The following is a 22,815-nucleotide window of genomic DNA, read 5'->3' on the forward strand; positions in this document are numbered from 1 at the left end:
GGAGGTAAAAGATATGCCAATTAAAGTACATGGGGATGGAAAGGAATTCCATCTGTATAACCATAAGGTAAGCTATATCATGACAATCCTGCGCAACGGGCAGCTGGGACACCTGTACTATGGGAAGGCCATCAGGGACCGGGAATCGTTCGGACACATGCTGGAGATACGGATCCGTTCCATGGCCCCCTGCTTTTACGAAGGCGACAGGGAGTTTTCCATGGAGCACATCAAGCAGGAATACCCGTCCTATGGACACGGGGACATGCGTGCCCCGGCGTATGATATCCTTCAGACGGACGGAAGCCATATCACGGAATTTGTCTATGAAAGCCACCGGATTTATCAGGGAAAGCCTGGGCTTAAGGGGCTTCCCGCAGCTTACGCCGAAGATCCAAAAGAGGCGTCCACCCTGGAGATTGTCCTTGGGGACGCATGGATAAGGACAAAGCTGGTCCTTACATATACCATTTATGAGGACCTTCCCGTCATCACAAGGAGCGCCAGGTTCATTTGTGATAATGAGGAAGGAGTGGTCTTAAACCAGGCCATGAGCGCCAGCGTGGACCTTCCGGACAGTGGGTTTGAGATGGTGGAGCTGACCGGAGCCTGGGCCAGGGAGCGGAGTGTGAAGACCAGGAGGCTGGAACACGGAATCCAGTCAATATACAGCATGAGGGGATGCAGCAGCAACAATTATAATCCCTTCCTTGCATTGAAACGGCCGGATGCAGGAGAGTGTTCAGGGGAAGTTTACGGCTTCAGCCTGGTGTACAGCGGCAATTTCCTGGCCCAGGCAGAGGTGGACACCTATGAGGTCACCAGGATCATGCTGGGCATCCATCCCCATTGTTTTTCGTGGCCCATGAAAAAAGGGGAGGAATTCCAGACACCGGAGGTGGTGATGGTGTATTCCGGTGAAGGACTGAACGGTATGAGCCAGACCTACCACAGGCTTTACCGGAGCCGCCTGGCCAGGGGACCATGGCGGGATAAGGCAAGGCCCATACTGATTAATAACTGGGAAGCAACGTATTTTGATTTTGATGAAGAAAAAATCCTAAGACTGGCCAGGACCGCCAAGGATGTGGGGGTGGAGCTGTTCGTCCTGGATGACGGCTGGTTCGGCCACAGGGACGACAGCAGGTCCTCGCTGGGGGACTGGTATCCCAACCAGGCAAAGCTGCCGGACGGGGTAGCCGGAATCGCCCGCAGGATAGAGGCCATGGGACTTAAGTTCGGTCTGTGGATTGAGCCGGAGATGGTGAACAAGGACAGTGATCTTTACAAGGCCCATCCTGACTGGATGCTGTCCGCGCCGGGACGCAGCGCCTGCCACGGCAGGAACCAGTTTGTGCTGGATTTTTCCAGGGAAGAAGTGGTGGATCATATTTACCAGATGCTGATAAAGGTGCTGGACGAAGCCCCGGTTTCCTATATCAAATGGGATATGAACCGGTGTATGTCGGAGGTCTATTCCCACTGCGCCCGGCCGGAGGAACAGGGAAAGGTATTCCATCGGTATATACTGGGGGTTTACAGCCTGTATGAGAAGCTGATTGGCCGATATCCCCATATCCTCTTTGAATCCTGTGCCAGCGGAGGGGCAAGGTTCGATCCCGGGATGCTTTACTATGCGCCCCAGTGCTGGACATCCGATGACACGGATGCAGTGGAACGGCTGAAAATCCAATACGGCACATCCATGGTCTATCCTTTGAGCAGCATGGGCACCCATGTGTCGGCCGTACCCAACCACCAGGTCCTGCGCATCACGCCTCTTGAAACCAGGGCGAATGTGGCGTACTTTGGGACCTTTGGATATGAACTGGACCTGAATCAGCTGAACGGTGAGGAACTGGAGAAGATAAGGCTGCAGATTGCCTTCATGAAGGAGAACCGGGAACTGATCCAGTCCGGTACATTCATCAGGCTGATAAGCCCGTTTGACGGAAGGGGCAACGTGACTGCCTGGATGGTGGTATCCGGGGACCGCAAAAAGGCCCTGATAGGATATTACCGGATATTGGAGCCGGTAAATGAAGGATACCGGAAAATCCGCCTGTCCGGCCTGGAGGAAGGGATGATGTATCACGTATCCATACAGGGCGGCGGATATCACGGGGGATTTAAGGAAATGGACGTGTACGGCGACGAGCTGATGAATTACGGCCTTATGGTATCCGATTCCTCATCCGGGGACAATAAGGAGAAGTACGACGGGACCAACGGGGATTATCAGTCCAGGATCTATATACTGGAGGCATGATATGGAAATGAAGGCGGGGAAGATATGAAAATCGGAGACAGGGAGGCGCTGGGGGAGATATGGAGAAACAGGACAGCCACGGCGTTACCATAAGGGAACTGGCAGAACTGGCAGGGGTCAGTACGGCCACGGTATCCAATGTCATACACGGGAAGACGAAGCGGGTTTCCCCCGGCACCATACGCCGTGTCCAGGAGCTGATCCTGGCCATGGGGTATGCCCAGGGAGGAGAAAAGGCGGCGGGAACACAAAAAGGTTCCCGCCTGGTCGCATTGGTGGCGAATCCCCACAAGGTTTATGAGGATGCCATTGGCGCCGATCCCTTCTATGGGAAAATCATAGGCATGGCAGAGCAGTGTCTCAGGGAAAAAGGATATTATATGATGTTCTACTCGTCCTCCGACATGGATGACATTTTCAGGATGGTCATGGAACAGGAGGTGGAAGGGGTCATAACCCTGAGCTTCCATAAGAATGACTGTGACAAGATCGCGGGCCTTCTAAAACGCCCGGTGGTCTCCATCGATGGCTGTGGATGCCGGGGAAATGTGCCCAACGTCGGCCTTGACGACTGGCAAGGGGGAAAACTCATGACCGAATATCTGCTTGCATGCGGATACGGTCCTGTTTATGTGTGCGCAGGAAGGGACCATGGGGTGGACCATGTGAGGTATCTGGGATGCCAGGCCGGTAAAAAGGAGCGGGGTAAGAAGGACGGTAAGGAGGAGGGTAAGGCGGACAGCGGCCAGGTGAGGTTCGTATCTTTGGGCATGGACCATAAGAAGCGCAGGGAAACATTGGAAGCCCTTGTGCAGCCTGTGAAGGCTAACATAAAGGCGGGACTAAGACCGGCCCTGTTCTGCCTGTCGGACCTGTATGCCCTGGAAGCCCTGGGATACTTTACGTCCCAGGGCCTTAGGATAGCCCGGGACCTTGGAATCGCAGGCTTTGACGATATCCCGTACGCATCCTTATTAAGTCCTGGGCTGACTACGGTACGGCAGGATATGAAACGCAAGGCAGCCCTGGCAGTGGAAATGCTGGCGGATATGGTGGAGGGCAGGAATACAGCCGGGGAAGGAAGGGAAATCCTGCTTCCTGTAAAGCTGGTGGTCCGGGAGACAACAAGCCGATTGGATTTGTGGGATTTGCATAATAATGTAAGGGAAAATTGTGATATAACAACAAAAATATAAATGGTAATAAAAAAATACTTGCTACATTACATGTATTGTGCTATATTAAATCCAAGGTTATTGGAAACGTTACCGATATCGTTACCGGGAAGGTTTCTGAGAACATTGTATAAAGGTAACACAGCATGGAAAGTGTCCGCGGCAGAGAACGTGGATACGGAAGGAGGATATCATTATGAAACTGAGGAAACTGGCAGCACTTTCACTGGCAGCAGCTATGGCGGCAGGCACACTGGCCGGGTGTTCTTCCAAACCTTCAGGAACCGTACAATCTCCTGCAGGAGAAGCGGGGGAGGGGACGCAGTCAGGGGAACCGGTATCGGCCGAAGGAAAGGGACAGATTTACTACCTGAACTTTAAACCTGAGGTTGCAGATGTATGGGTAGAACTGGCTGAGAAGTACACGGCTGAGACCGGGGTACCGATGAAGGTCCAGACCGCGGCGGCCGGGACGTATGAGCAGACCCTGAAGTCTGAAGTGGCGAAGAAGGAACCCCCCACACTGTTCCAGATTAACGGACCCATTGGCTATAAGTCATGGGCTAAGTACTGCCTCGATTTAAGTGATACGGAAATCTACGGCCACCTGGTAGATAAGACCATGGCGGTGACCGATGGTGACGGCGTGTACGGCATCCCCTATGTGGTAGAGGGCTACGGGATTATTTATAATGACGCAATCATGCAGAAGTATTTTGCCCTGGACGGCGCTAAGGCAGCATCCATGGATGAAATCCATGACTTTGATACATTAAAGGCTGTTTCCGAGGATATGCAGGCAAGGAAAGCAGATCTGGGAATTGACGGCGTGTTCGCTTCCACATCCTTTGCGCCCGGCGAGGACTGGAGATGGCAGACCCATCTTGCAAACCTTCCGGTTTATTATGAATATAAAGATGACGGTGTGAGTGACAAGGATGCTATCGACTTTAGGTATTCCGATAATTTTAAGAACATTTTCGATTTATATTTGAATAATTCCTGCACGGACCCGAAGATGGTAGGCGCTAAGACCGTAGAGGATTCCATGGCTGAATTCGCACTGGGCAAGGTTGCCATGGTACAGAACGGCAACTGGGGATGGAGCCAGGTAGCCGGCGTTGAAGGCAACACTGTAAAAGCAGAAGATGTGAAATTCCTTCCAATTTACACCGGAATGTCCGGCGAAGACAAGCAGGGTTTATGTATCGGTACCGAGAACTTCTTTTCCATCAACAGCCAGGCCAAGGCCGAGGACCAGCAGGCGTCCCTTGACTTCTTAACATGGCTGTTCAGTTCTGAGACAGGTAAGGACTATATAACAAATAAGTTAGGTTTCATCGCGCCATTTGACACTTTTACAGCTGATGAGAAGCCATCCGACCCACTGGCCAAAGAAGTTGACAGATACATGGGTAATGGCGATCTGTATTCTGTATCCTGGAATTTCACTTCCTTCCCAAGCCAGACCTTTAAGGATGACTTTGGAGCATCCCTGTTACAGTATGCACAGGGCGGGAAAGAATGGCAGGCGGTTGTGGATGACATGAAGGCAGGCTGGGCAAGTGAAAAGGCCATGACCAAATAAGATTTTAAGGACCGGACTTGACATGGGTGAGCGTAAGGAATCTTCCTCACCCATTTCGTTGCCTGAGGGCCTTTACCTGAGGGATGAGGATCATCATGTGATTTTTAAGGAGGGTGCGCCATGCAAAAATCAATGAAACGGTATTTTCCGATTTTTGTGCTGCCAACGCTGATTGCGTTTATCATTGCATTCCTGTATCCGTTTATCATCGGTATCTATCTGTCATTCACAGAATTTACCACGGTACGGGACGCTGCGTGGGTGGGCATAAGTAATTATAGAAAGATATTTTTGGACCAGAACTTTATAAACGCCCTGTTGTTTACCGTGAAGTTCACCATTGTATCCGTTGTTACGATCAATGTGTTTGGGTTTTTGATGGCCTATGCCCTGACAAGAGGAATCAAGGGGACGAATCTGTTCCGTACCGTATTCTTCATGCCCAACCTGATCGGCGGCATTGTCCTGGGCTATATCTGGCAACTCCTGTTAAACGGCATCCTGGCCCGGTTCGGGGTCACCCTGTCCTTTGACGCCAAATATGGCTTCTGGGGCCTTGTTATTTTGATGAACTGGCAGCTGATTGGATATATGATGATCATCTATATTGCCGGGCTTCAGAATGTCCCGCCTGAGCTGATTGAGGCGGCTAAGATTGACGGGGCCACGAAGACACAGACACTGCGCCGGATTACAATCCCCATGGTGATGCCGTCCTTTACAATCTGTCTTTTCTTAACCCTGACCAATTCCTTTAAGCTGTTTGACCAGAACCTGGCCCTGACGGCGGGAGGGCCGGGAAGGCAGACCAGTATGCTGGCGTTGGACATCTACAGTACATTTTACGGCAGGGTGGGTTGGGAAGGCGTGGGCCAGGCCAAGGCAGTTGTATTTTTCATCATGGTGGCGGTCATTGCCCTGACACAGCTTTATATAACAAGGCGTAAGGAGGTGGAAAACTGATGGGCAGGAAGGATAAAAATACAGATGACCAGCAGATGGAGGTCAGCAGGTTCACAGGCATGATGATGACGATATTCTTTTCCGTACTTTCCCTTGCATTCCTGTTTCCCATACTCCTGGTTTTCATGAATGCTTTTAAGAGTAAGCTTTATATCAGTGACGCCCCGTTCCGGTTCCCGATGGCAGAAGCCTATGTGGGTCTTGGAAACTATTTTGAAGGCGTGAGGAAGACGGGATTTTTCATGGCGTTTGGGCGTTCCCTGTTCATCACGGTCTGTTCCGTGGCGGTAATCGTCCTGTTTACCTCCATGACCGCATGGTATATCACCAGGGTTAAAACAAAGTTTTATAGTATTCTCTACTATGTTTTCGTATTTGCCATGATAGTGCCGTTCCAGATGGTCATGTTCACCATGTCCAAGACGGCCAATGACTTATATCTGAATTCCATCTATGGACTTGTACTTCTGTATCTGGGATTAGGAGCAGGACAGGCGGTATTCCTGTTTTGCGGGTTTGTGAAGGCAATACCGCTGGAGATTGAAGAGGCGGCCATGATTGACGGCTGTTCTCCTGTCCAGACTTATTTTCATGTGGTATTTCCGATGCTCCGGCCGACTGCTGTCACGGTTGCAATCTTAAATGCCATGTGGATATGGAATGACTATCTGCTTCCCAGCCTGATCCTTCCCCAGGAAAAAGGCACCATACCCATGGTTATCCAGAACCTTAAGGGCGGTTACGGTTCCATTGACATGGGAGCCATGATGGCCATGCTGGTCCTGGCAATTGTGCCAATCATTATTTTTTATCTGAGCTGCCAGAAATACATCATCAAGGGTGTGGCTGCAGGTGCGGTAAAGGGATAGGCATATACGGAAAATTCAGACATAATTAAAGGAGGGACACGATGCGGGAATGTGGTATGTTGCTTCCGGTTGCCAGTCTGCCGTCCAGGTACGGGATTGGAGCGTTTTCTAAAGAGGCATATGGGTTTATTGATATATTAAAGAAGGCGGGGCAGCATTACTGGCAGATTCTGCCTTTGGGGCCAACCAGCTACGGGGATTCCCCATATCAGTCATTTTCAGCTTTCGCGGGCAATCCGTACTTTATCAATCTGGACAGACTGGTGGAAGAAGGTCTCTTAACAGAAGCAGAGTGTACCTCTGCCGATTTCGGTGACAATCCCAGGGCGATTGATTATGGGAAATTGTATTTAAACCGTTTTCCATTACTCCGCAGGGCCTATGGACGGTGGAAGGAGAAGGGACATACGGCGGCAGAGGCCAAAGGAAGACTTTGGCCTGAGACGGTGGAGTACTGTTTTTATATGGCGGTTAAGAACCGCTATAAGGGCAGGACCTGGACATTGTGGGATAAGGATATCCGCCTCCAGAAGCAGGGGGCCATGGAGGTGCTCCGGCATGAACTGGCGGATGAAACCGGATTTTACGCGTTCCTCCAGATGAAATTTGAAGAGCAGTGGAGCGCGCTTAAGTCCTATGCCAATGAAAATGGAATCCGTATCATCGGGGATATCCCCATCTATGTGGCACTGGACAGCGCCGACACATGGTACCATCCGGAGCTGTTCCAGCTGGATGAGGACAGGAATCCGGTGGCGGTGGCAGGCTGCCCTCCCGACGGTTTTTCGGCCACAGGACAGCTGTGGGGCAATCCGCTGTATCTCTGGGAGTATCATAGGGAGACTGGATATGAATGGTGGATGCGGCGCATGGAATATAGCTTCCGCATGTACGATGTGGTGCGCGTGGACCATTTCCGCGGCTTTGACGAATACTATTCCATACCGGCAGGAAGCAGTACGGCGGTCCGCGGAACCTGGAAAAAAGGCCCAGGCATGGATATTTTCCGGAAAATGCAGGAAAAGTTTGGAAAACTTAATATTATTGCGGAAGACCTTGGATTTTTGACACCATCTGTGCTAGAATTAGTAAAAGATACAGGATTCCCGGGAATGAAGGTACTGGAATTTGCATTTGATTCAAGGGAGGAAAGCGATTATCTGCCCCATAATTACACTTCGAACTGTGTGGTTTACACTGGAACCCATGATAATAATACCATCAGGGGATGGTATGGGGAGATGGGGGAAGAAGACAGACAGCTTTCCGTGGATTATATGAACAATCCGCATACGCCTGTAGAGGAAATCCACTGGGATTTCGTGCGTCTTGCGCTGTCAAGCGTGGCAAAGCTGGCGGTGATTCCGGTCCAGGACTATCTGGGGCTTGGAGGGGAAGCGCGGATTAATACGCCATCCACACTAGGAGGAAACTGGAGATGGCGCATGGTTCCCGGGGAAATAACAGATGAGATTGCGGTAAGGTGCCGGAAGATGGCAAAGCTTTACGGCAGAGGATGACAGGGGATGTGTATTTCTTATGGAATCGATTAATATTAAAGACGTAGCCAGAATCTGCGGAGTGGGCGTAAGTACGGTGTCACGTGCCATTAACAATCATCCGGACATTAATCCGGAGACAAAGAATATGATCATGCAGGTGGTTAAGGAACATAATTATATTCCGAATAACAGCGCCCGCAACTTAAAGCGCACGGATTCAAAGGCTATCGCTGTTTTAATCAAGGGAATCAGCAACCCCTTTTTCAGCAAGATGATCCGGATTTTTGAAAAGGAAATCCAGAAGAAGAAGTACTCGTTCATCATGCAGCATGTGGATGCAGGAGAAGACGAGGTGGATGTGGCGCTTGAACTGATTAAGGAAAAGAAGCCCCGGGGGATTGTGTTCCTGGGAGGATTTTTCTCACACAGTAAGGAGAAGCTGGAACAGCTGACGGTCCCCTTTGTGCTCAGCACGATTGGGATGACGGATTCCCTGGAAGACGCCTCCTTCTATTCCTGGGTTTCCGTGGATGATTTTGCGGAAAGCTATAAGATGACGGATTACCTGTGCAGGCTTGGACATAAGAGGATTTTAATCCTGGCAGCCACCCAGGACGATGAGAGTATCGGAAAGCTGCGTCTGGAGGGATACCGGAAGGCCCTTAAGGACAATGGAATCGAACCGGATGAAAATCTCTGCATTTTTTCCGGGGTAGGAAGGGACTGTTACACCATGGATTACGGCTTTATGGCCATGAGCCGGATCCTGGAAGAAAAAAAGACGGATTTTACCGCGGTGTATGCCATATCGGACAGTATTGCCATCGGTGCCTGCAAGGCCATCACGGAACACGGCATGAAGATACCCGAAGACTATTCGGTGGCTGGATTTGACGGACTTGACATCGCCCATTACTATAATCCGACGCTGACTACCATAAGGCAGCCAGTGGAGGAGATGGCGGAAGCCACCATTAAGATCCTGTTTGACGTGGTACGCAATCATGCGGACCATCAGAAGCGGGTGTTTAAGGCGGAGTTAATGGAAGGTGAGTCAACCCGCAACGTAACATGGAAAACCTGAAAATCAGACTCGTATGACAGAAAACAGTCCGGTACAGTGCCTATAAGGGATGGCACTGTGCCGGACTGCTTTTATGAAGGCCCAAACGGGATTGGGCCTGCCTGGCCGATATTCCTTTCCTGCTTATCGCGGCGTTTATTCTCATACATCCTGTCGTCCGCAAGCTTGATAAGTTCCTCCAGATTCCCGCATTCCCCGCTGAAGGCAATTCCGTAACTTATCCAAAGCTCAAATGGATATTCAGACGAATTGGAAAGCTCTTTTAAGGACCACTTGGCATTATCCAAGCCAGCCCTGACCCGTTCAATCCCGTCCTGAGGTGTGATCAGTAAAAATTCATCCCCTCCGTACCTGCTGACAATGTCCCCTGTTCCCGCCGCTTCCTGGAGGGCATGGGCCACCGCTGCCAGATACCGGTCCCCGGCGTCATGCCCAAGATTATCATTCACCGGCTTTAGGTTATTCAGGTCGGCAAAGCATACGTAAAAGGGATTCCCCTCCTCATAATCATGCTTCATGGCATTCAAGGCCGCTTCACGGCTCTGGCAGCCGGTCAGGATATCATAAAACGCAAGCTTTTCCAGTTTATCCACCATGATTTTATGTGAAATCAGCTCTTTGCGCACGGTATAGCTCTGCCTTTCAAAATGCTGGAGCTTTGTCAGGGTATGGATATGGCTGATTCCGATATAATACCCAATCAATACGCATATGCCTGATTTCATTCCCCAGAGTTTTATGATCGGTTCATTGCTGGGGGTGAAATAAATCAGCAGGTTCAGGTCCAGATAAATAAAAAGGGAGAGCACAAGGCAGAGGGAGAAAATAAGGTTTACCGGCTTGTCCGGATTCTCCTCTTTTTCCGCCCAGTCATTAAATTTATGCTGAAGCACCCAAAAACCGAAACCTGCCAGTACAAAGCCTGCCGCAATGGGATAGGGCTTCAAGCTGGCTATGCTGCTTATGATCCGGGAGTCAAAGGCCGCAAGGGACTGGTTCACAAGCAGGGCAGTGCCCGACCTTGTGATGAAATTAAATGCCAGGCCGATCATTGCGCCCTGTATACCGCAGAACAGGCTCATGGTCCACGGCACCCGGTAGATTACCGCAATTTCCAGCACCAGGAAGATGGCGAAAATCGTCCAGTTGATGATCAGGTAAAAACGCAGCTGGGAAATCAGCATGAACACCTCGTAGTTGATGATGAAGGTTATGATGCTGCTTTTCCATTTGGGAAGCTTCTTCCCCGTGAGATAATCAATATAGGAGAACATCTGGTGATTGTATATGTAATAACAGATTGCCACAAACATGGTATAATAGCCGTTCCAGGGCAGTACCAGCCTCATTTAGATTACCCCCTTCTTAAACTGCATCTTATAATCGTACATCCGGCGGTCGCTTTCGCGTAACAATGCATCCAGGTCAAAGGGTTCATGATGGGACGCCGACACGGTCCCATAGCTGAAGGATGGCCGGTAGCCTTCCCTGCCCATGTCCTTCAGGCGTTCATTGACTTTTGAAAGCATGGACTCCAAAGCGTCTTTTTCCGTGCTGTTGGAGACAATCAGGAACTCGTCACCGCCAACCCGCGCAAGGATATCGCTTTTATTCAGGCTTTCATTGAGGCTGTTTGCTATTATTTTCAGGTACTGGTCGCCCTCGGGGTGTCCCAGGGTGTCGTTGACCATTTTCAGCCCGTTCACGTCAATATAGGCAACCGTGACATCCAGCCTGTCCTTCTGCATGGATTCCAGCATTTCCATTGCATATCTCCTGGTAAATGCCCCTGTCAGGCTGTCTATATAGGCCAGCTTCTGCAGGCTCATCTGCCTCTTTACATGGTCGGCTCTTTCCTCCTCCAGCCTGTAGTATTCCGCTTCATAATGGGCTTTCTCTATGATCCTGTAAGTATGTACCAAAAAAAGTATGAACTGGATCATCAGAAGGATGCAGCTGCCGATCAGAAAAACGGATAACAGGAAATAGGGCAGTACGAAAACACAGGAAATGCTGTCAAACAGCAGATATCCCACCGCATACCACTCAAAGGAGACCAGCTGGTTGAATCTCTTTTCATCACTGGTTAAAAGCGTGATCCATTCCACAAAGGCCTGTCTTTTCCATAGCATGTGGGCCAGGTTCAGGATGAGGAGGGTCATGACCATGGACAGCAGGAAGGTCATATGATTCAGATAGACATCCCTCAGCATATATCCGGTAACCATTGAGATGACGGCCAGGCAGATCAGATGAACGGCGGTGAAGCAGATACTGAAAAAATTGCCCCAGAAAAATAGGTCCATCTTATTCCTGGTCCTGATTGACCGGAACGTCATCCCATACCCGCAGAGTATCAACACATACACGATAAATAAGGGCAGATGGACATACCAGCCTAAGAACAGGATACCCGCTTTTACAAAAGCCCTCAGGGCATATTCTGTCCGGGTGCCTGACTCCTCCTCTTTTATGCCCGGCATGTGGACTGCCTTGGACTCATGCAGATAGAGAAGGACATATATTACAATCCACAGGAAAGGAAATACGTACCTCATTTGCCAATCATCCCCCTTCTCCCATTAGGAATATATGGGATTTTCTTTCAGTATACCAAATATCCGTCATTATGTCCCATGGTACTTGAAATAAATTTACTTATTACCTTATATTTTATCTTATATTTCAAGACTGTCCTGACCGGGTTTTCGTGATTTTGTAGATTTCTTTTTATCAATGACCACAGGAACAGAGTTGCTTTTTCTGCCAATAGATGGTAGGATATAGCATATCGAGTTTAGAGCAGCTGGTGCCGGCGGCTGAAGTTCCGTCATGGAGACATGACCGATCCTCCAGGCGCCGGGTAATAGGGAAACAGGTGTGAATCCTGTACGATCTCGTCACTGTAAGCCGGGAGCCCATAACCATTGTCATGTACAGCCACTGATCCGGTCCGGATTGGGAAGGCGGTTATGGGTGTTGAGCGGCAAGTCAGGAAACCTGCCAGCTGTTGGTACAGGAATATGGTTCCAGACCACGAGTAATTGGTCGTACCGGTTTACGGCGTTTGAAGCGCGCCTGGGCAGTCCTTTCCACCGTGATTGTTATATATCGTGATTGATATATATGGGGAAATGAACCCCTCAGGCATGTTTATGACCGCAGATTTCTGACTCAGACGGTGAATGACTGCTTTTGCGGAAATCTGCTTCAGGGTATGGTTATAAGTATTTACAGCCCAGGGACGATTCCGCAGGGCATGCGGGTCCCTGTGAGGAAGGAATCAGATGCACAGGGAATGTTCCCTGTGTTTTTTTGTGTCTGCCGTACTGGGGAAATCTTCAGCTGCTTCTGGCGTATTCCTATACTTAGCCGGATTGCCGTCAAAGGACGTGCTCCCGATGCATCATCATGTGGGCATGAATTTTCAAACACGCCCTAAGATGGTTCCGGAACCGATATGGTTTAAAATAAGGAGGAAGAGAAGATGAAAATCAAGAAACTGGCAGTATTACTTACAGCAGCAGCCCTTACGGCATCAGCCGTGGCAGGGTGTTCAGGCACAAAGGAAACAGAGGCAGTGGCATCCGGTGCAGGGACAGGGACGGCAGCAGAAACCACAGCAGGAACCACGTCAGCGGAAACCACAGCAGCGGAAAACACGGCAGAAGAATCAGGTAAAGAGGAGGCTGCAGACGCAATGGCACAAGAAGATGAAGAGAACTATGATACAGGTGATGCTTCCAAGGATAACACCAGGAACCAGGACGGGATTGGTGAGGATGAGCTTCTGGTGGTCAGCTTCGGCACCAGCTATAACGATAACAGGCGCCTGACGGTAGGGGCCATTGAGGATGCAATGGAGAAGGCATTTCCGGATTACTCTGTCAGAAGGGGATTTACCAGCCAGATCATCATTGACCATGTGAAGTCACGTGATAATGTTGCTATTGACAATGTGGGCGAGGCGCTTGAACGCGCGGAGAAGAATGGGGTCAGGAACCTGGTCATTCAGCCCACCCATTTAATGGACGGCCTGGAGTACACGGACCTTGTGAACGAAGTGGCAGGGTATTCGGATGCCTTTGAGAAGGTGGCAATCGGTAAGCCGCTTCTGACCACGGATGATGATTTCAAAGCTGTCATGAAGGCCGTTACCGAGGCAACGGCTGAGTACGATGACGGGGAAACAGCCATCTGCTTCATGGGGCACGGTACAGAGGCGGATTCCAACCATGTATACGCAAAGATGCAGGATATGCTGGCAGATGCAGGATATGGGAATTATTATGTAGGAACGGTTGAGGCGGAGCCTGGTCTGGAGGATGTCCTTGCCAAGGTTAAGGAAGGCAGCTATAAGAAGGTAGTCCTGGAGCCGTTAATGATAGTGGCAGGCGACCATGCCAACAACGATATGGCGGGGGACGGGGAAGATTCATGGAAAACTGCATTTGAGGGCGCTGGCTATGAGGTGACGTGCCTTGTACGCGGCCTTGGGGAGATGGAAAAAATCCAGCAGCTTTTTGTGGAACACGCACAGGCGGCAATGGACAGCCTGTCAAAATAATCAGGTAAAAAAGTAATCAGGTAAAAAGGTTATCAGGTAACACAGGAAGAATGGGCGGTCGGGACAATGTTGCTGATCGCCCTTTTAAAGGTGGAATGAAGATGAGATTTAAAAAAGCAGGATTATCTGCAGTCATGATTGCAATGATGCTTTTGGCTGGGGGATGTGGGGGCGGAACGCAGGCAGTTGGAAGCGGGGCACAGGTGGAAGGAAGCGGGGCACAGTCACCAGGGGCTGGTGCACAGGCAGAAGGAAGCGGGGCACAGTCACCAGGGGCTGGTGCACAGGCAGAAGGAAGCGGGGCACAGGAGCCAGAGGCTGGTGCACAGGCAGAAGCAACCGTAACACAGGCGCCAGAAACTGAATCAGACCAGGATAAAGGAGAAACCACTCCCAGGACCCCGGACAGTGAAGCCAATGAACAGACACCTGTATACGCTGATGAGATAAAAGACGGGGTATATCCTATAAAAGTGGAATCCAGCTCCAACATGTTCCAGATTACCGCCTGCGAACTCACGGTAAAGGACGGCACCATGAGCGCGGTCATGACCATGGGAGGCACCGGATACCTGAAGCTGTATATGGGAACCGGAGAGGCGGCAGGAAAGGCTTCCGAGGCTGATTTCATCCCATATGTGGAGACGGCAGAGGGCACGCATACGTTTAAGGTTCCTGTCAAAGCCCTGGATATGGAAATTGACTGCAGTGCATTCAGCAAAAAGAAGGAGAAATGGTATGACCGTGTCCTTATGTTCCGCTCTGATTCCCTGCCGCCGGAATGCGTTGCTGGGGGAAATGTCACAACGGCAGGAAGCCTGAGCCTGGAAGATGGGATGTATACGGCTGAGGTTGCCCTGACAGGCGGGTCCGGAAGGGCCTCCGTTGAATCCCCTGCATCCCTGAGGGTGGAAGATGGAAATGTCTTTGCAACCATTATCTGGGGCAGCGCCAACTACGATTATATGAAGGTGGACGGTGGGAAGTTTGACCTCATAAGTACAGAAGGCAATTCTGCGTTTGAGATTCCGGTGGCTGTATTTGACAGGAATATACCGGTTATCGCGGATACGGTAGCCATGAGTGAACCCCATGAGATTGAGTATGGGCTGATCATTGATTCAGCCACAATTGTAAAGGTTCAGTGATGAGAACAGGAAAGATAATAACCACAACCATGATAATCTGTCTTCTGATGGCAGCTGCCTGCGGATGCGCCGCGCCAGGCCGGGAGACAGGCGCACAGCAGCAAGCAGCAGGGCCACAGCAAGCAGCAGGGACACAGCCAGGCCAGCAGCAGGCAGCAGGGCCACAGCCGGACCAGCAGGCAGCAGGGCCGCAGCCAGGCAGTCAGCAGACAGCACATCCGCAGCCATCCAAGGACTCCTGGGATGACCGGGAAGTCATCCGCAGCATGGAACTTCTGTACGCGGACCAGTTTTCCGTGGATTACTATGACGACGGATGCGCCATGATATCCATCAGGGACAGCGGGCGGTTCCTGGTGGTTCCTGAACAGGGAACGCAGCCCGAAGGATTGCCGGAGGATGTGACGGTCCTGCGGCAGCCGGTTAAGAATATCTATCTGGTTGCAACCTCGGCCATGGACCTGTTTAAGAGCCTGGACGCCATGGACCGGATTACCCTGTCCGGCACGGACGCCCAGGGCTGGTATATTGAAGAGGCAAGGCAGGCCCTGGAAGATGGCGGTATGTTCTATGCCGGCAAATACAACGCCCCTGATTACGAGCTGATCCTATCAAAGTCATGCGGCCTGGCAATCGAATCAACCATGATCAGCCATTCCCCGGAAGTAAAGGAACAGCTGGAACAGCTGGGCATACCCGTGCTGGTGGAGCGCTCCAGCTATGAAAGCCATCCCCTTGGAAGGATGGAGTGGCTGAAGCTGTACGGGGTGCTTACCGGCCGGGAGGAGCAGGCAGAGGCATGTTTCCGGAAACAGATGGAGAACCTGAAGCCTGTGCTGGACCAGGATGCCACGGAAAAGACAGTGGCATTTTTCTACATCAGTTCCAACGGATATGTGAATGTGAGGAAGTCCGGGGATTATGTGGCTAAAATGATTGAATTGGCTGGCGGGACCTATGTTCCGGAAGGCCTTGACGGGAACGGCAATGCGCTGTCCACCATGAACATGCAGATGGAGGCGTTTTACGCAGCGGCAAAGGAAGCGGATTATATTATTTATAACAGCACCATTGACGGGGAACTGGAGTCCCTTGCCCAGCTGTTGGATAAAAGCAGCCTCCTGGCGGATTTTAAAGCTGTGAAAGAAGGAAATGTCTGGTGCACGGAGAAAAGCCTGTTCCAGGAAACCATGGGCCTGGGCAATATGATACTGGATATCCATCGGATCCTCACTGAGGAAGCGCCGGACCAGGAAGAAATGGCCTACATGCACAGGCTGCGGTAAGGAGTTGTCCCAATGTCTAAAAGAACATACACACAATACTGCATTACGTTCAGCCTCCTGGGGCTTATGATGTGTCTGCTGTTTTTATGGAATATTAATTCCGGCAGCGTCCATCTCACCGTGGGGGAGATAGGGAAAATCCTGATTGGGCAGACAGATGAAGGGACCGCGTACCACATTGTGTGGGATATCCGCCTGCCCCGCATCCTGTCGGCCGTCATGCTGGGAGGGGCGCTGTCCGTGTCAGGCTTCTTGCTGCAGACTTTTTTTGCCAACCCCATTGCAGGCCCGTTCGTGCTGGGGATTTCTTCCGGCGCCAGGCTGGTGGTGTCCCTGGTCATGATCCTTTTGCTTGGCAGGGGCATATCCATCAGTTCCGGGGGCATGATACTGGCGGCATTTGCAGGGGCCATGATATCCATGGGGTTCATCCTCCTGATTTCGGGGCGGGTAAAGAAAATGTCCATGCTGGTCATCTGCGGCGTGATGATAAGTTATATCTGTTCTGCGGTGACTGACTTTGTCATCACATTTGCAGATGACGCCAACATTGTCAATCTTCATAACTGGTCCATGGGAAGCTTTTCGGGTATGTCCTGGGATAATGTCCGGGTAATGGCGGCCGTGATTTCCGTGTCGCTGCTCCTGGTGTTCTGGATGGCCAAGCCGATCAGCGCATATCAGCTGGGGGAGGTGTACGCCCAGAACATGGGCGTGAATATCCTGCGGTTCCGGGTGGCGCTGATCCTGCTCTCCAGCATATTGTCCGCCAGTGTGACAGCATTTGCCGGACCTGTCTCCTTTGTGGGCATTGCGGTGCCGCATATTGTGAAGCGCATGTTGGGTACAGCCAGGCCCCTGGTGGTCATTCCGGGCTGTTTCATGGGCGGAGCTGTGTTCTGCCTGTTCTGCGACCTGATTGCCAGGACCGTGTTTGCGCCCACTGAGCTTAGCATCAGCTCGGTCACGGCTGTTTTCGGCGCGCCGGTTGTCATCTATATGATGGTGAAGAACAAAAAGGGCATGCAGTAAGGAGGGAACCATGGCGGAGGATTATATTGTTACAGAAAACATGACGGTGGGATATGGGAAGGTGCCTTTGATTGCCCGGATTGAAATCCACGTGAAGCGCGGTCAGATCGTGACCTTGATCGGGCCGAATGGAGCCGGGAAATCCACCATACTGAAAAGCATCATCCGGCAGATGGACCTGTTAAAAGGCGCCGTGTACCTGGACCATGCTTCCATGAAGGACATGACGGAAAAACAGATAGCCAGGCGTATGTCGGTGCTGATGACGGAACGGATACGGCCGGAGCTTATGACCTGTGAGGATGTGGTTGCCACCGGGCGCTACCCTTACACGGGACGGCTGGGAATCCTGAACCAGGAGGACCATGAAAAGGTAAGGGAAGCCATGGAACTGGTCCATGCAGCGAATCTTGGGAAACGGGACTTCATGGAGATAAGCGACGGGCAGAAGCAGCGGGTCCTTCTGGCGCGGGCCATCTGCCAGGAGCCGGAGGCCATTGTCCTGGATGAGCCTACTTCTTTTCTGGATATACGGCACAAGCTGGAGCTTCTGACCATCTTAAAGGATCTGGTGCGGGAGAAACAGGTGGCGGTACTCCTGTCCCTTCATGAACTTGACCTGGCCCAGAAGCTGTCAGACTATATTGTGTGTGTCAATGGGGACACCATTGAACGCTGCGGGACCCCGGAAGAGATTTTTACATCCTCCTATATCACACAACTGTATGGGATTTCCAAAGGCAGCTACCATGCAGAGCTGGGCTGTCTTGAGATGGAGCCGGTAAAGGGAAAGCCGGAGGTCTTTGTCATAGGCGGGAATGGAAGCGGGATACCGGTTTACCGGAAGCTCCAGCGCAGGGGCATTCCCTTTGCGGCCGGTATCCTTCATGAAAATGACATTGATTACCCGGTTGCCAAAGCCCTGGCCGTAGAGGTGGTGTCGGAAGCTCCCTTTGAACTGATAAAAGATGAAACCTATGAGCGGGCGGCCGCCCTCCTTACATCCTGTGGACAGGTCATCTGCTGTCTTAAGGACTTCGGGCCGGTGAATGAGAAGAACCGGCGCCTGGCAGAACTGGGCAGGAGCAGGGAAAAAATCATATGATGGGGTGAAACATACCGTCCCTTCCGGATGCGAGGCATAAGAATCCGGAAGGGGCGGTATTTTGTGGGAAAAAGTAAATGCTATTCAATCTGGGTATTGAGAAGAAGCCGGATGGAGGGGGACATGCGCAGTTCTTCAGCTGGAATCCCACGCGACAGCAGATACCCTTCCGCAACAGGGAACAGCCTTGTGATCATTTCCCTCACGGCAGCGCCGCACTGGTCTGGTTCATGATTGCGCAGGCAGAGGAATATGGCGTCTGAAAACTGCTGTATGATATGGTCGGATCCGGAAGCTTCCGGCAGGGATGCCTTCAGCGGGTAGCCCCAGAGAAGGAGTCCGTACAGCTTGGAGTAGATTTCCCGGATACCAGCCAGTGGATTGTGGGTGGCGATGCAGATCAGCAGATGCCATAAGGTAAAGGCGTGCTGCCCCGAATCCCGGTGCTGTTCAATCACGCAGACCAGCTGGGAGTATTGTTCCCGGGTAAGTGACAAAAGGGTGGAGCTGACCACTTCCTCGCAGCTGTAAGCTATGATTTCAAAGGACTGCAAAAAGAGGGACAGGTTGCGGCGGACAGCAGGGCTTTGGAAGTCAGGAAGGTTGCAGCGTACGCCTGCAGGGAAGATACGGGTCCCCACACCATTGACGGAAACCGCTGCGCCTGTCTGGTTCAGCATATGGATGGTCCGGCGGACCGTGCTGACGGACACGTTATATTTCTCAGACATCTTCCCATAGGAAGGAAGATATTCCGCGTCCTTGTATTCCCCCAGATAGATTCCATGGAGGATTCTCATGGTCAGCCCATAGCAGATCTGGGGCCTTTCCCAGTAAATCCGCCAGACAAAGGAAACAGGTTCACTTTCCGTCATAGGAGCCAGTGAATGCCGGATGAATTGGAACGCCTTTTTTACGGAACTTCCCTGAAAATGAAGCAGCGCTTCATGAACCTGTTCCCTGTCCCCGGCCTTGCACAAGGACAGGATGGCTTCCAGCTGTTCCCGGACATGCATGTTTTTCCTCATGGAAGCTTCTTTATTATCACTGATGAACATCAGGCCAAGAAACAGGGAGGTTTCCCAGAACAGATTCATGGCCAGGGGATTCTCCAGCTTCTGCAGGGCATAACAGAACAGATACAGGACATCATCAGCTCCGGATCGCTCCACAAAGGGGGCGATGTATGCCAGGTCCTTATCGTCCATGCGCATGAATCCTTCCGTCATCAGAGGGATGCAGACCATCTCCACGGCCCTGGCTAACCCGGAAGCAGCGGCCATGCGCCCTGAAAAGAACTGGCGGATAAAAGCCCTGTATTCTTCATCGGTCTGCCTGAACAGGACCCTTGTCTGCCTTCCGTTGTGCATGTCAATATAGCCTTCTGCCCTCAGCCGCTGTAAGGCAGTGGCCACGGTCTGTGAGGAAACACTGAATTCACGGCAGAGGGTGTCGATGGAAGGCAGGGTATCTCCATATTGGTAATATTGGAAATGGATGCGGAAAAGAAAGTACTGGTAAATCAGGTTATGGACCCTTAGTTTTGTTTTCAACAGTCAAATACCTCGTATAATAAAATGAATTCTTTCGTCATGCAGTCTATTTTATCATTTTATGGAGGCCATTTCCAGAAGTCTGTTGAATTTTCTTTATACTTGAATTATAATAAAAAGACATGCACATGAACAAGGTACCTTGCGTTATGCAATCACCGGGAAGCAGACAGTATGGGTGTTATCAGGAAAAGAAATAGGAGCAGGGGGAACCAACAGGATGACGGAACAGGAAAAGAAAAACGCAGCCGGCCGGGACGGGACCAACGGCATGCCGGCCGGTTATGAATATGACACGCTGATGAACCTGCTGAGGGTCAGTGTAAGCAAGCATTTGCTGGATGAGCATTTCACACTGGTCTGGGCCAATGAATTTTACTATGACCTCATTGGCTGGCCGCGCGGTGAATATGAGGAAATGTTCCATAACCAGCCGGACCTTTACTATCAGGATGACCAGGAGCTGTGGGATGACCTTACCCAGACCGTCATAAAAGCACTCGAGTCGCGCCAGGGCGGATATCAGATGGTATCGCGTCTCAGGCGGAAGAACGGGGAGTATATCTGGGTCCAGTTCTCCACCAGGTTTTCAGATGAATATATAGACGGATACCAGGTGGCGTATTCCGTGCTTACGAATATTGATGACCTGGTGCAGATGCAGAGGGAGCGGTCCGTCACATATGAGAACCTTCCGGGTTTTGTGGCAAAGTACAGGATTGACCAGGACCTGGGCATGGTCCTGCTGGACGCCAACGCCCGTTTCATGGAGTATTTCGGGGATAATACAAACGGGGAGCTGCATGCCCTTCAGGGACAGAACATAAGGGACAATATGGAAACAATCCAGTCCCACAGGAACGAACTGCTAAAGGGGGAGCCGGTCCGTTTTGTCATGCATGTCAAGGACAGGAAGGGACAGAACCTGTGGCTTCAGGTGAACGCCGCCTGCATTGACTGGCAGGAGAAAAGCCCTGTATACCTGGCTATCTTCATCGATATAACCGATGTGACCGAATTAAGGGAAATGCAGAAAAAGCTGACGGAGCAGACAGCGGCCCTTAAAGATGCCCTTACCGTGGCAGAACATGCCAACCGGGCCAAATCAGACTTCCTGTCACGCATGAGTCACGAAATCCGCACCCCCATGAATGCAATCATCGGCATGACCACCATTGCAGCCGCCTATATTGACGATAAGCAGCGTGTGGCGGACTGCCTGGAAAAAATAGGGTATTCATCCAAGCACCTGATGACACTGATTAATGACGTGCTGGACATGTCCAAGATTTCCGAGGGAAAGATGAGGATTGCCCACGAACCGTTCAAGCTGGAGACCGTGGTGGAGTCCATTTCCTCCATCATCTATCCGCAGGCCAGGGAAAAGGGGCTGGACTTCACCGTGCCTCTGGTGGAACTTACGGAAACGGAACTGATAGGTGACTCCCTGCGGCTGAACCAGGTCCTTCTCAACCTTTTATCCAATGCCCTTAAGTTTACCCCCAAAGGCGGCAGCATCCGTATGGAAATCCGGCAGATGCTGAAAAAGGACGGCAAGATCCGGATTCGTTTTACGGTAAGCGATACAGGAATAGGAATGAGCAGCGCATTCATGGAGCGTCTTTTTGTGCCCTTTGAGCAGGAAGAAATGTCCGCGGGCCAGAACGCAGGAGGCACGGGCCTGGGGATGCCCATTACCAAGAATCTCGTCACGCTGATGGGCGGCACCATAACCCTGCAGAGCGAGCTGGGGAAAGGGACATCCTTTACCGTGGAGCTGGATTTTGACCTCCCGAAGGATAAGGGGAAAATGCCTGCGCCCAAACAGTATGTGATGGAATCCCTGAAGGTGCTGGTAACGGATGACGACAGGGACAGCTGCGTCCATACAGCCCTATTGCTGGAGAACCTTGGAATCCGGTCGGACTGGGTCCTGACCGGTAAGGAATGTATAAACCGCGTCCGTCTGGCCCACCAGTCCGGGGAGGATTATGACGTCTGCCTCATTGATTTAAGGATGCCGGATATGGATGGGGTTGAGGTAACCCGCCGGATAAGGGAAATCGTGGGAGCCGGGACCATGATTATCATCATAACGGCATATGACTGGGGTGCAGTTGAGAACAGCGCCAGGCAGGCCGGAGCCAACGCATTCATTACCAAGCCTATTTTCGCCTCCACCCTATATGATACCCTGCTTTCCGTGACCGGAATAGAACGCGCCGTTCGCCCTCCGGCAGGAAAGTCACAGCGTCCCGAACTGGCAGGGCATCACGTGCTGCTGGTGGAGGATAATGTGCTCAACCGCGAGATTGCAGTGGAACTGCTGCACATGGCCGATATCACGGTGGAATGTGCGGTCAATGGAAGGGACGCCGTGGACCAGTTCCTGGCCCACGGTGATTCCTTTGACCTGATCCTCATGGATGTACAGATGCCGGTGATGGACGGCTACGAGGCAACCCAGGCCATCCGCGGCCTGGCCCATGAGAGGGCCGGGAGCATCCCCATCATAGCCATGACGGCCGACGCCTTCCATGAGGACGTGGTGAGGGCCGGGGAGGCTGGTATGAACGGGCATCTGGCAAAGCCCATTGACCCGGATTTATTATATGAAACCCTGGCCGAATGGATTGGCGGACATTTTCATTAAAATAGCGGGAAAGAATTGCTC

16 protein-coding genes and 1 riboswitch are annotated in these 22,815 nt (G+C 51.4%); of the genes, 13 read left to right on the forward strand and 3 right to left on the reverse strand.

Annotated features, from left to right (window positions below; all coding sequences use genetic code 11):
- The first annotated feature begins 13 nt into the window (after positions 1 to 13).
- From LK536_RS38530 to LK536_RS38560, 7 genes are all read left to right on the forward strand, one after another.
- Entirely contained in the window at positions 14 to 2,269 is a 2,256-nt protein-coding gene (locus tag LK536_RS38530; protein ID WP_227795544.1) for an alpha-galactosidase, read from the forward strand.
- Positions 2,270 to 2,328: 59 nt separating this feature from the next.
- Positions 2,329 to 3,465 (forward strand): LacI family DNA-binding transcriptional regulator, encoded by a 1,137-nt coding sequence (locus tag LK536_RS38535; RefSeq protein WP_227795543.1) that lies wholly within the window; start codon positions 2,329 to 2,331, stop codon positions 3,463 to 3,465.
- Between the two features lie 175 nt (positions 3,466 to 3,640).
- Positions 3,641 to 5,032 (forward strand): ABC transporter substrate-binding protein, encoded by a 1,392-nt coding sequence (locus LK536_RS38540; RefSeq protein WP_120056272.1) that lies wholly within the window; start codon positions 3,641 to 3,643, stop codon positions 5,030 to 5,032.
- A gap of 120 nt (positions 5,033 to 5,152) precedes the next feature.
- Positions 5,153 to 5,995, forward strand: coding sequence for a carbohydrate ABC transporter permease (locus LK536_RS38545; RefSeq protein WP_025486571.1), 843 nt, complete (start codon positions 5,153 to 5,155; stop codon positions 5,993 to 5,995).
- A gap of 35 nt (positions 5,996 to 6,030) precedes the next feature.
- Positions 6,031 to 6,864 carry a carbohydrate ABC transporter permease gene (locus LK536_RS38550; protein ID WP_474912428.1) on the forward strand — a complete coding sequence of 278 codons (834 nt, stop codon included), beginning with the start codon at positions 6,031 to 6,033 and terminating at the stop codon, positions 6,862 to 6,864.
- Positions 6,865 to 6,905: 41 nt separating this feature from the next.
- Positions 6,906 to 8,384, forward strand: a complete 1,479-nt coding sequence (malQ, locus tag LK536_RS38555) for a 4-alpha-glucanotransferase (RefSeq protein WP_227795541.1) — start codon at positions 6,906 to 6,908, stop codon at positions 8,382 to 8,384.
- A gap of 19 nt (positions 8,385 to 8,403) precedes the next feature.
- On the forward strand, positions 8,404 to 9,450 hold the full coding sequence (locus LK536_RS38560) for a LacI family DNA-binding transcriptional regulator (protein WP_025486574.1): 1,047 nt from the start codon (positions 8,404 to 8,406) through the stop codon (positions 9,448 to 9,450).
- Between the two features lie 71 nt (positions 9,451 to 9,521).
- On the opposite strand, the gene LK536_RS38565 is transcribed toward LK536_RS38560, so the two are convergent.
- Positions 9,522 to 10,799 (reverse strand): GGDEF domain-containing protein, encoded by a 1,278-nt coding sequence (locus LK536_RS38565; RefSeq protein WP_227795540.1) that lies wholly within the window; start codon positions 10,797 to 10,799, stop codon positions 9,522 to 9,524.
- On the reverse strand, positions 10,800 to 12,008 hold the full coding sequence (locus tag LK536_RS38570) for a GGDEF domain-containing protein (protein WP_227795539.1): 1,209 nt from the start codon (positions 12,006 to 12,008) through the stop codon (positions 10,800 to 10,802).
- Positions 12,009 to 12,251: 243 nt separating this feature from the next.
- Positions 12,252 to 12,462, forward strand: a riboswitch (cobalamin riboswitch).
- A gap of 475 nt (positions 12,463 to 12,937) precedes the next feature.
- On the opposite strand from LK536_RS38570, the gene LK536_RS38575 reads away from it, so the two are divergent.
- From LK536_RS38575 to LK536_RS38595, 5 genes are all read left to right on the forward strand, one after another.
- Entirely contained in the window at positions 12,938 to 14,017 is a 1,080-nt protein-coding gene (locus LK536_RS38575; protein ID WP_227795538.1) for a sirohydrochlorin cobaltochelatase, read from the forward strand.
- 101 nt (positions 14,018 to 14,118) lie between these two features.
- Positions 14,119 to 15,165: a hypothetical protein gene (locus LK536_RS38580; protein WP_227795537.1), complete on the forward strand. Its 1,047-nt coding sequence runs from the start codon at positions 14,119 to 14,121 to the stop codon at positions 15,163 to 15,165.
- Complete coding sequence (locus tag LK536_RS38585) at positions 15,165 to 16,451, forward strand: TroA family protein (protein WP_227795536.1); 1,287 nt, start codon at positions 15,165 to 15,167, stop codon at positions 16,449 to 16,451. Before LK536_RS38580 ends, LK536_RS38585 begins: the two co-directional genes overlap by 1 nt.
- 12 nt (positions 16,452 to 16,463) lie before the next feature.
- Positions 16,464 to 17,483, forward strand: coding sequence for a FecCD family ABC transporter permease (locus tag LK536_RS38590; RefSeq protein WP_227795535.1), 1,020 nt, complete (start codon positions 16,464 to 16,466; stop codon positions 17,481 to 17,483).
- Between the two features lie 10 nt (positions 17,484 to 17,493).
- On the forward strand, positions 17,494 to 18,588 hold the full coding sequence (locus LK536_RS38595; RefSeq protein ID WP_227795534.1) for an ABC transporter ATP-binding protein: 1,095 nt from the start codon (positions 17,494 to 17,496) through the stop codon (positions 18,586 to 18,588).
- 80 nt (positions 18,589 to 18,668) lie between these two features.
- Here the strand turns inward: LK536_RS38595 and LK536_RS38600 are convergent, their stop codons facing one another.
- The gene (locus tag LK536_RS38600) at positions 18,669 to 20,141 is read right to left on the reverse strand and encodes a GntR family transcriptional regulator (RefSeq protein ID WP_227795533.1); all 1,473 of its coding nucleotides are present in this window, start codon (positions 20,139 to 20,141) and stop codon (positions 18,669 to 18,671) included.
- Between the two features lie 220 nt (positions 20,142 to 20,361).
- On the opposite strand from LK536_RS38600, the gene LK536_RS38605 reads away from it, so the two are divergent.
- Positions 20,362 to 22,794, forward strand: a complete 2,433-nt coding sequence (locus tag LK536_RS38605; RefSeq protein ID WP_227795532.1) for a response regulator — start codon at positions 20,362 to 20,364, stop codon at positions 22,792 to 22,794.
- Positions 22,795 to 22,815 lie beyond the last annotated feature (21 nt).

Origin of the sequence: Clostridium pacaense, assembly GCF_020709765.2 — a bacterium.
Lineage (GTDB): Bacteria > Bacillota > Clostridia > Lachnospirales > Lachnospiraceae > Enterocloster > Enterocloster hominis.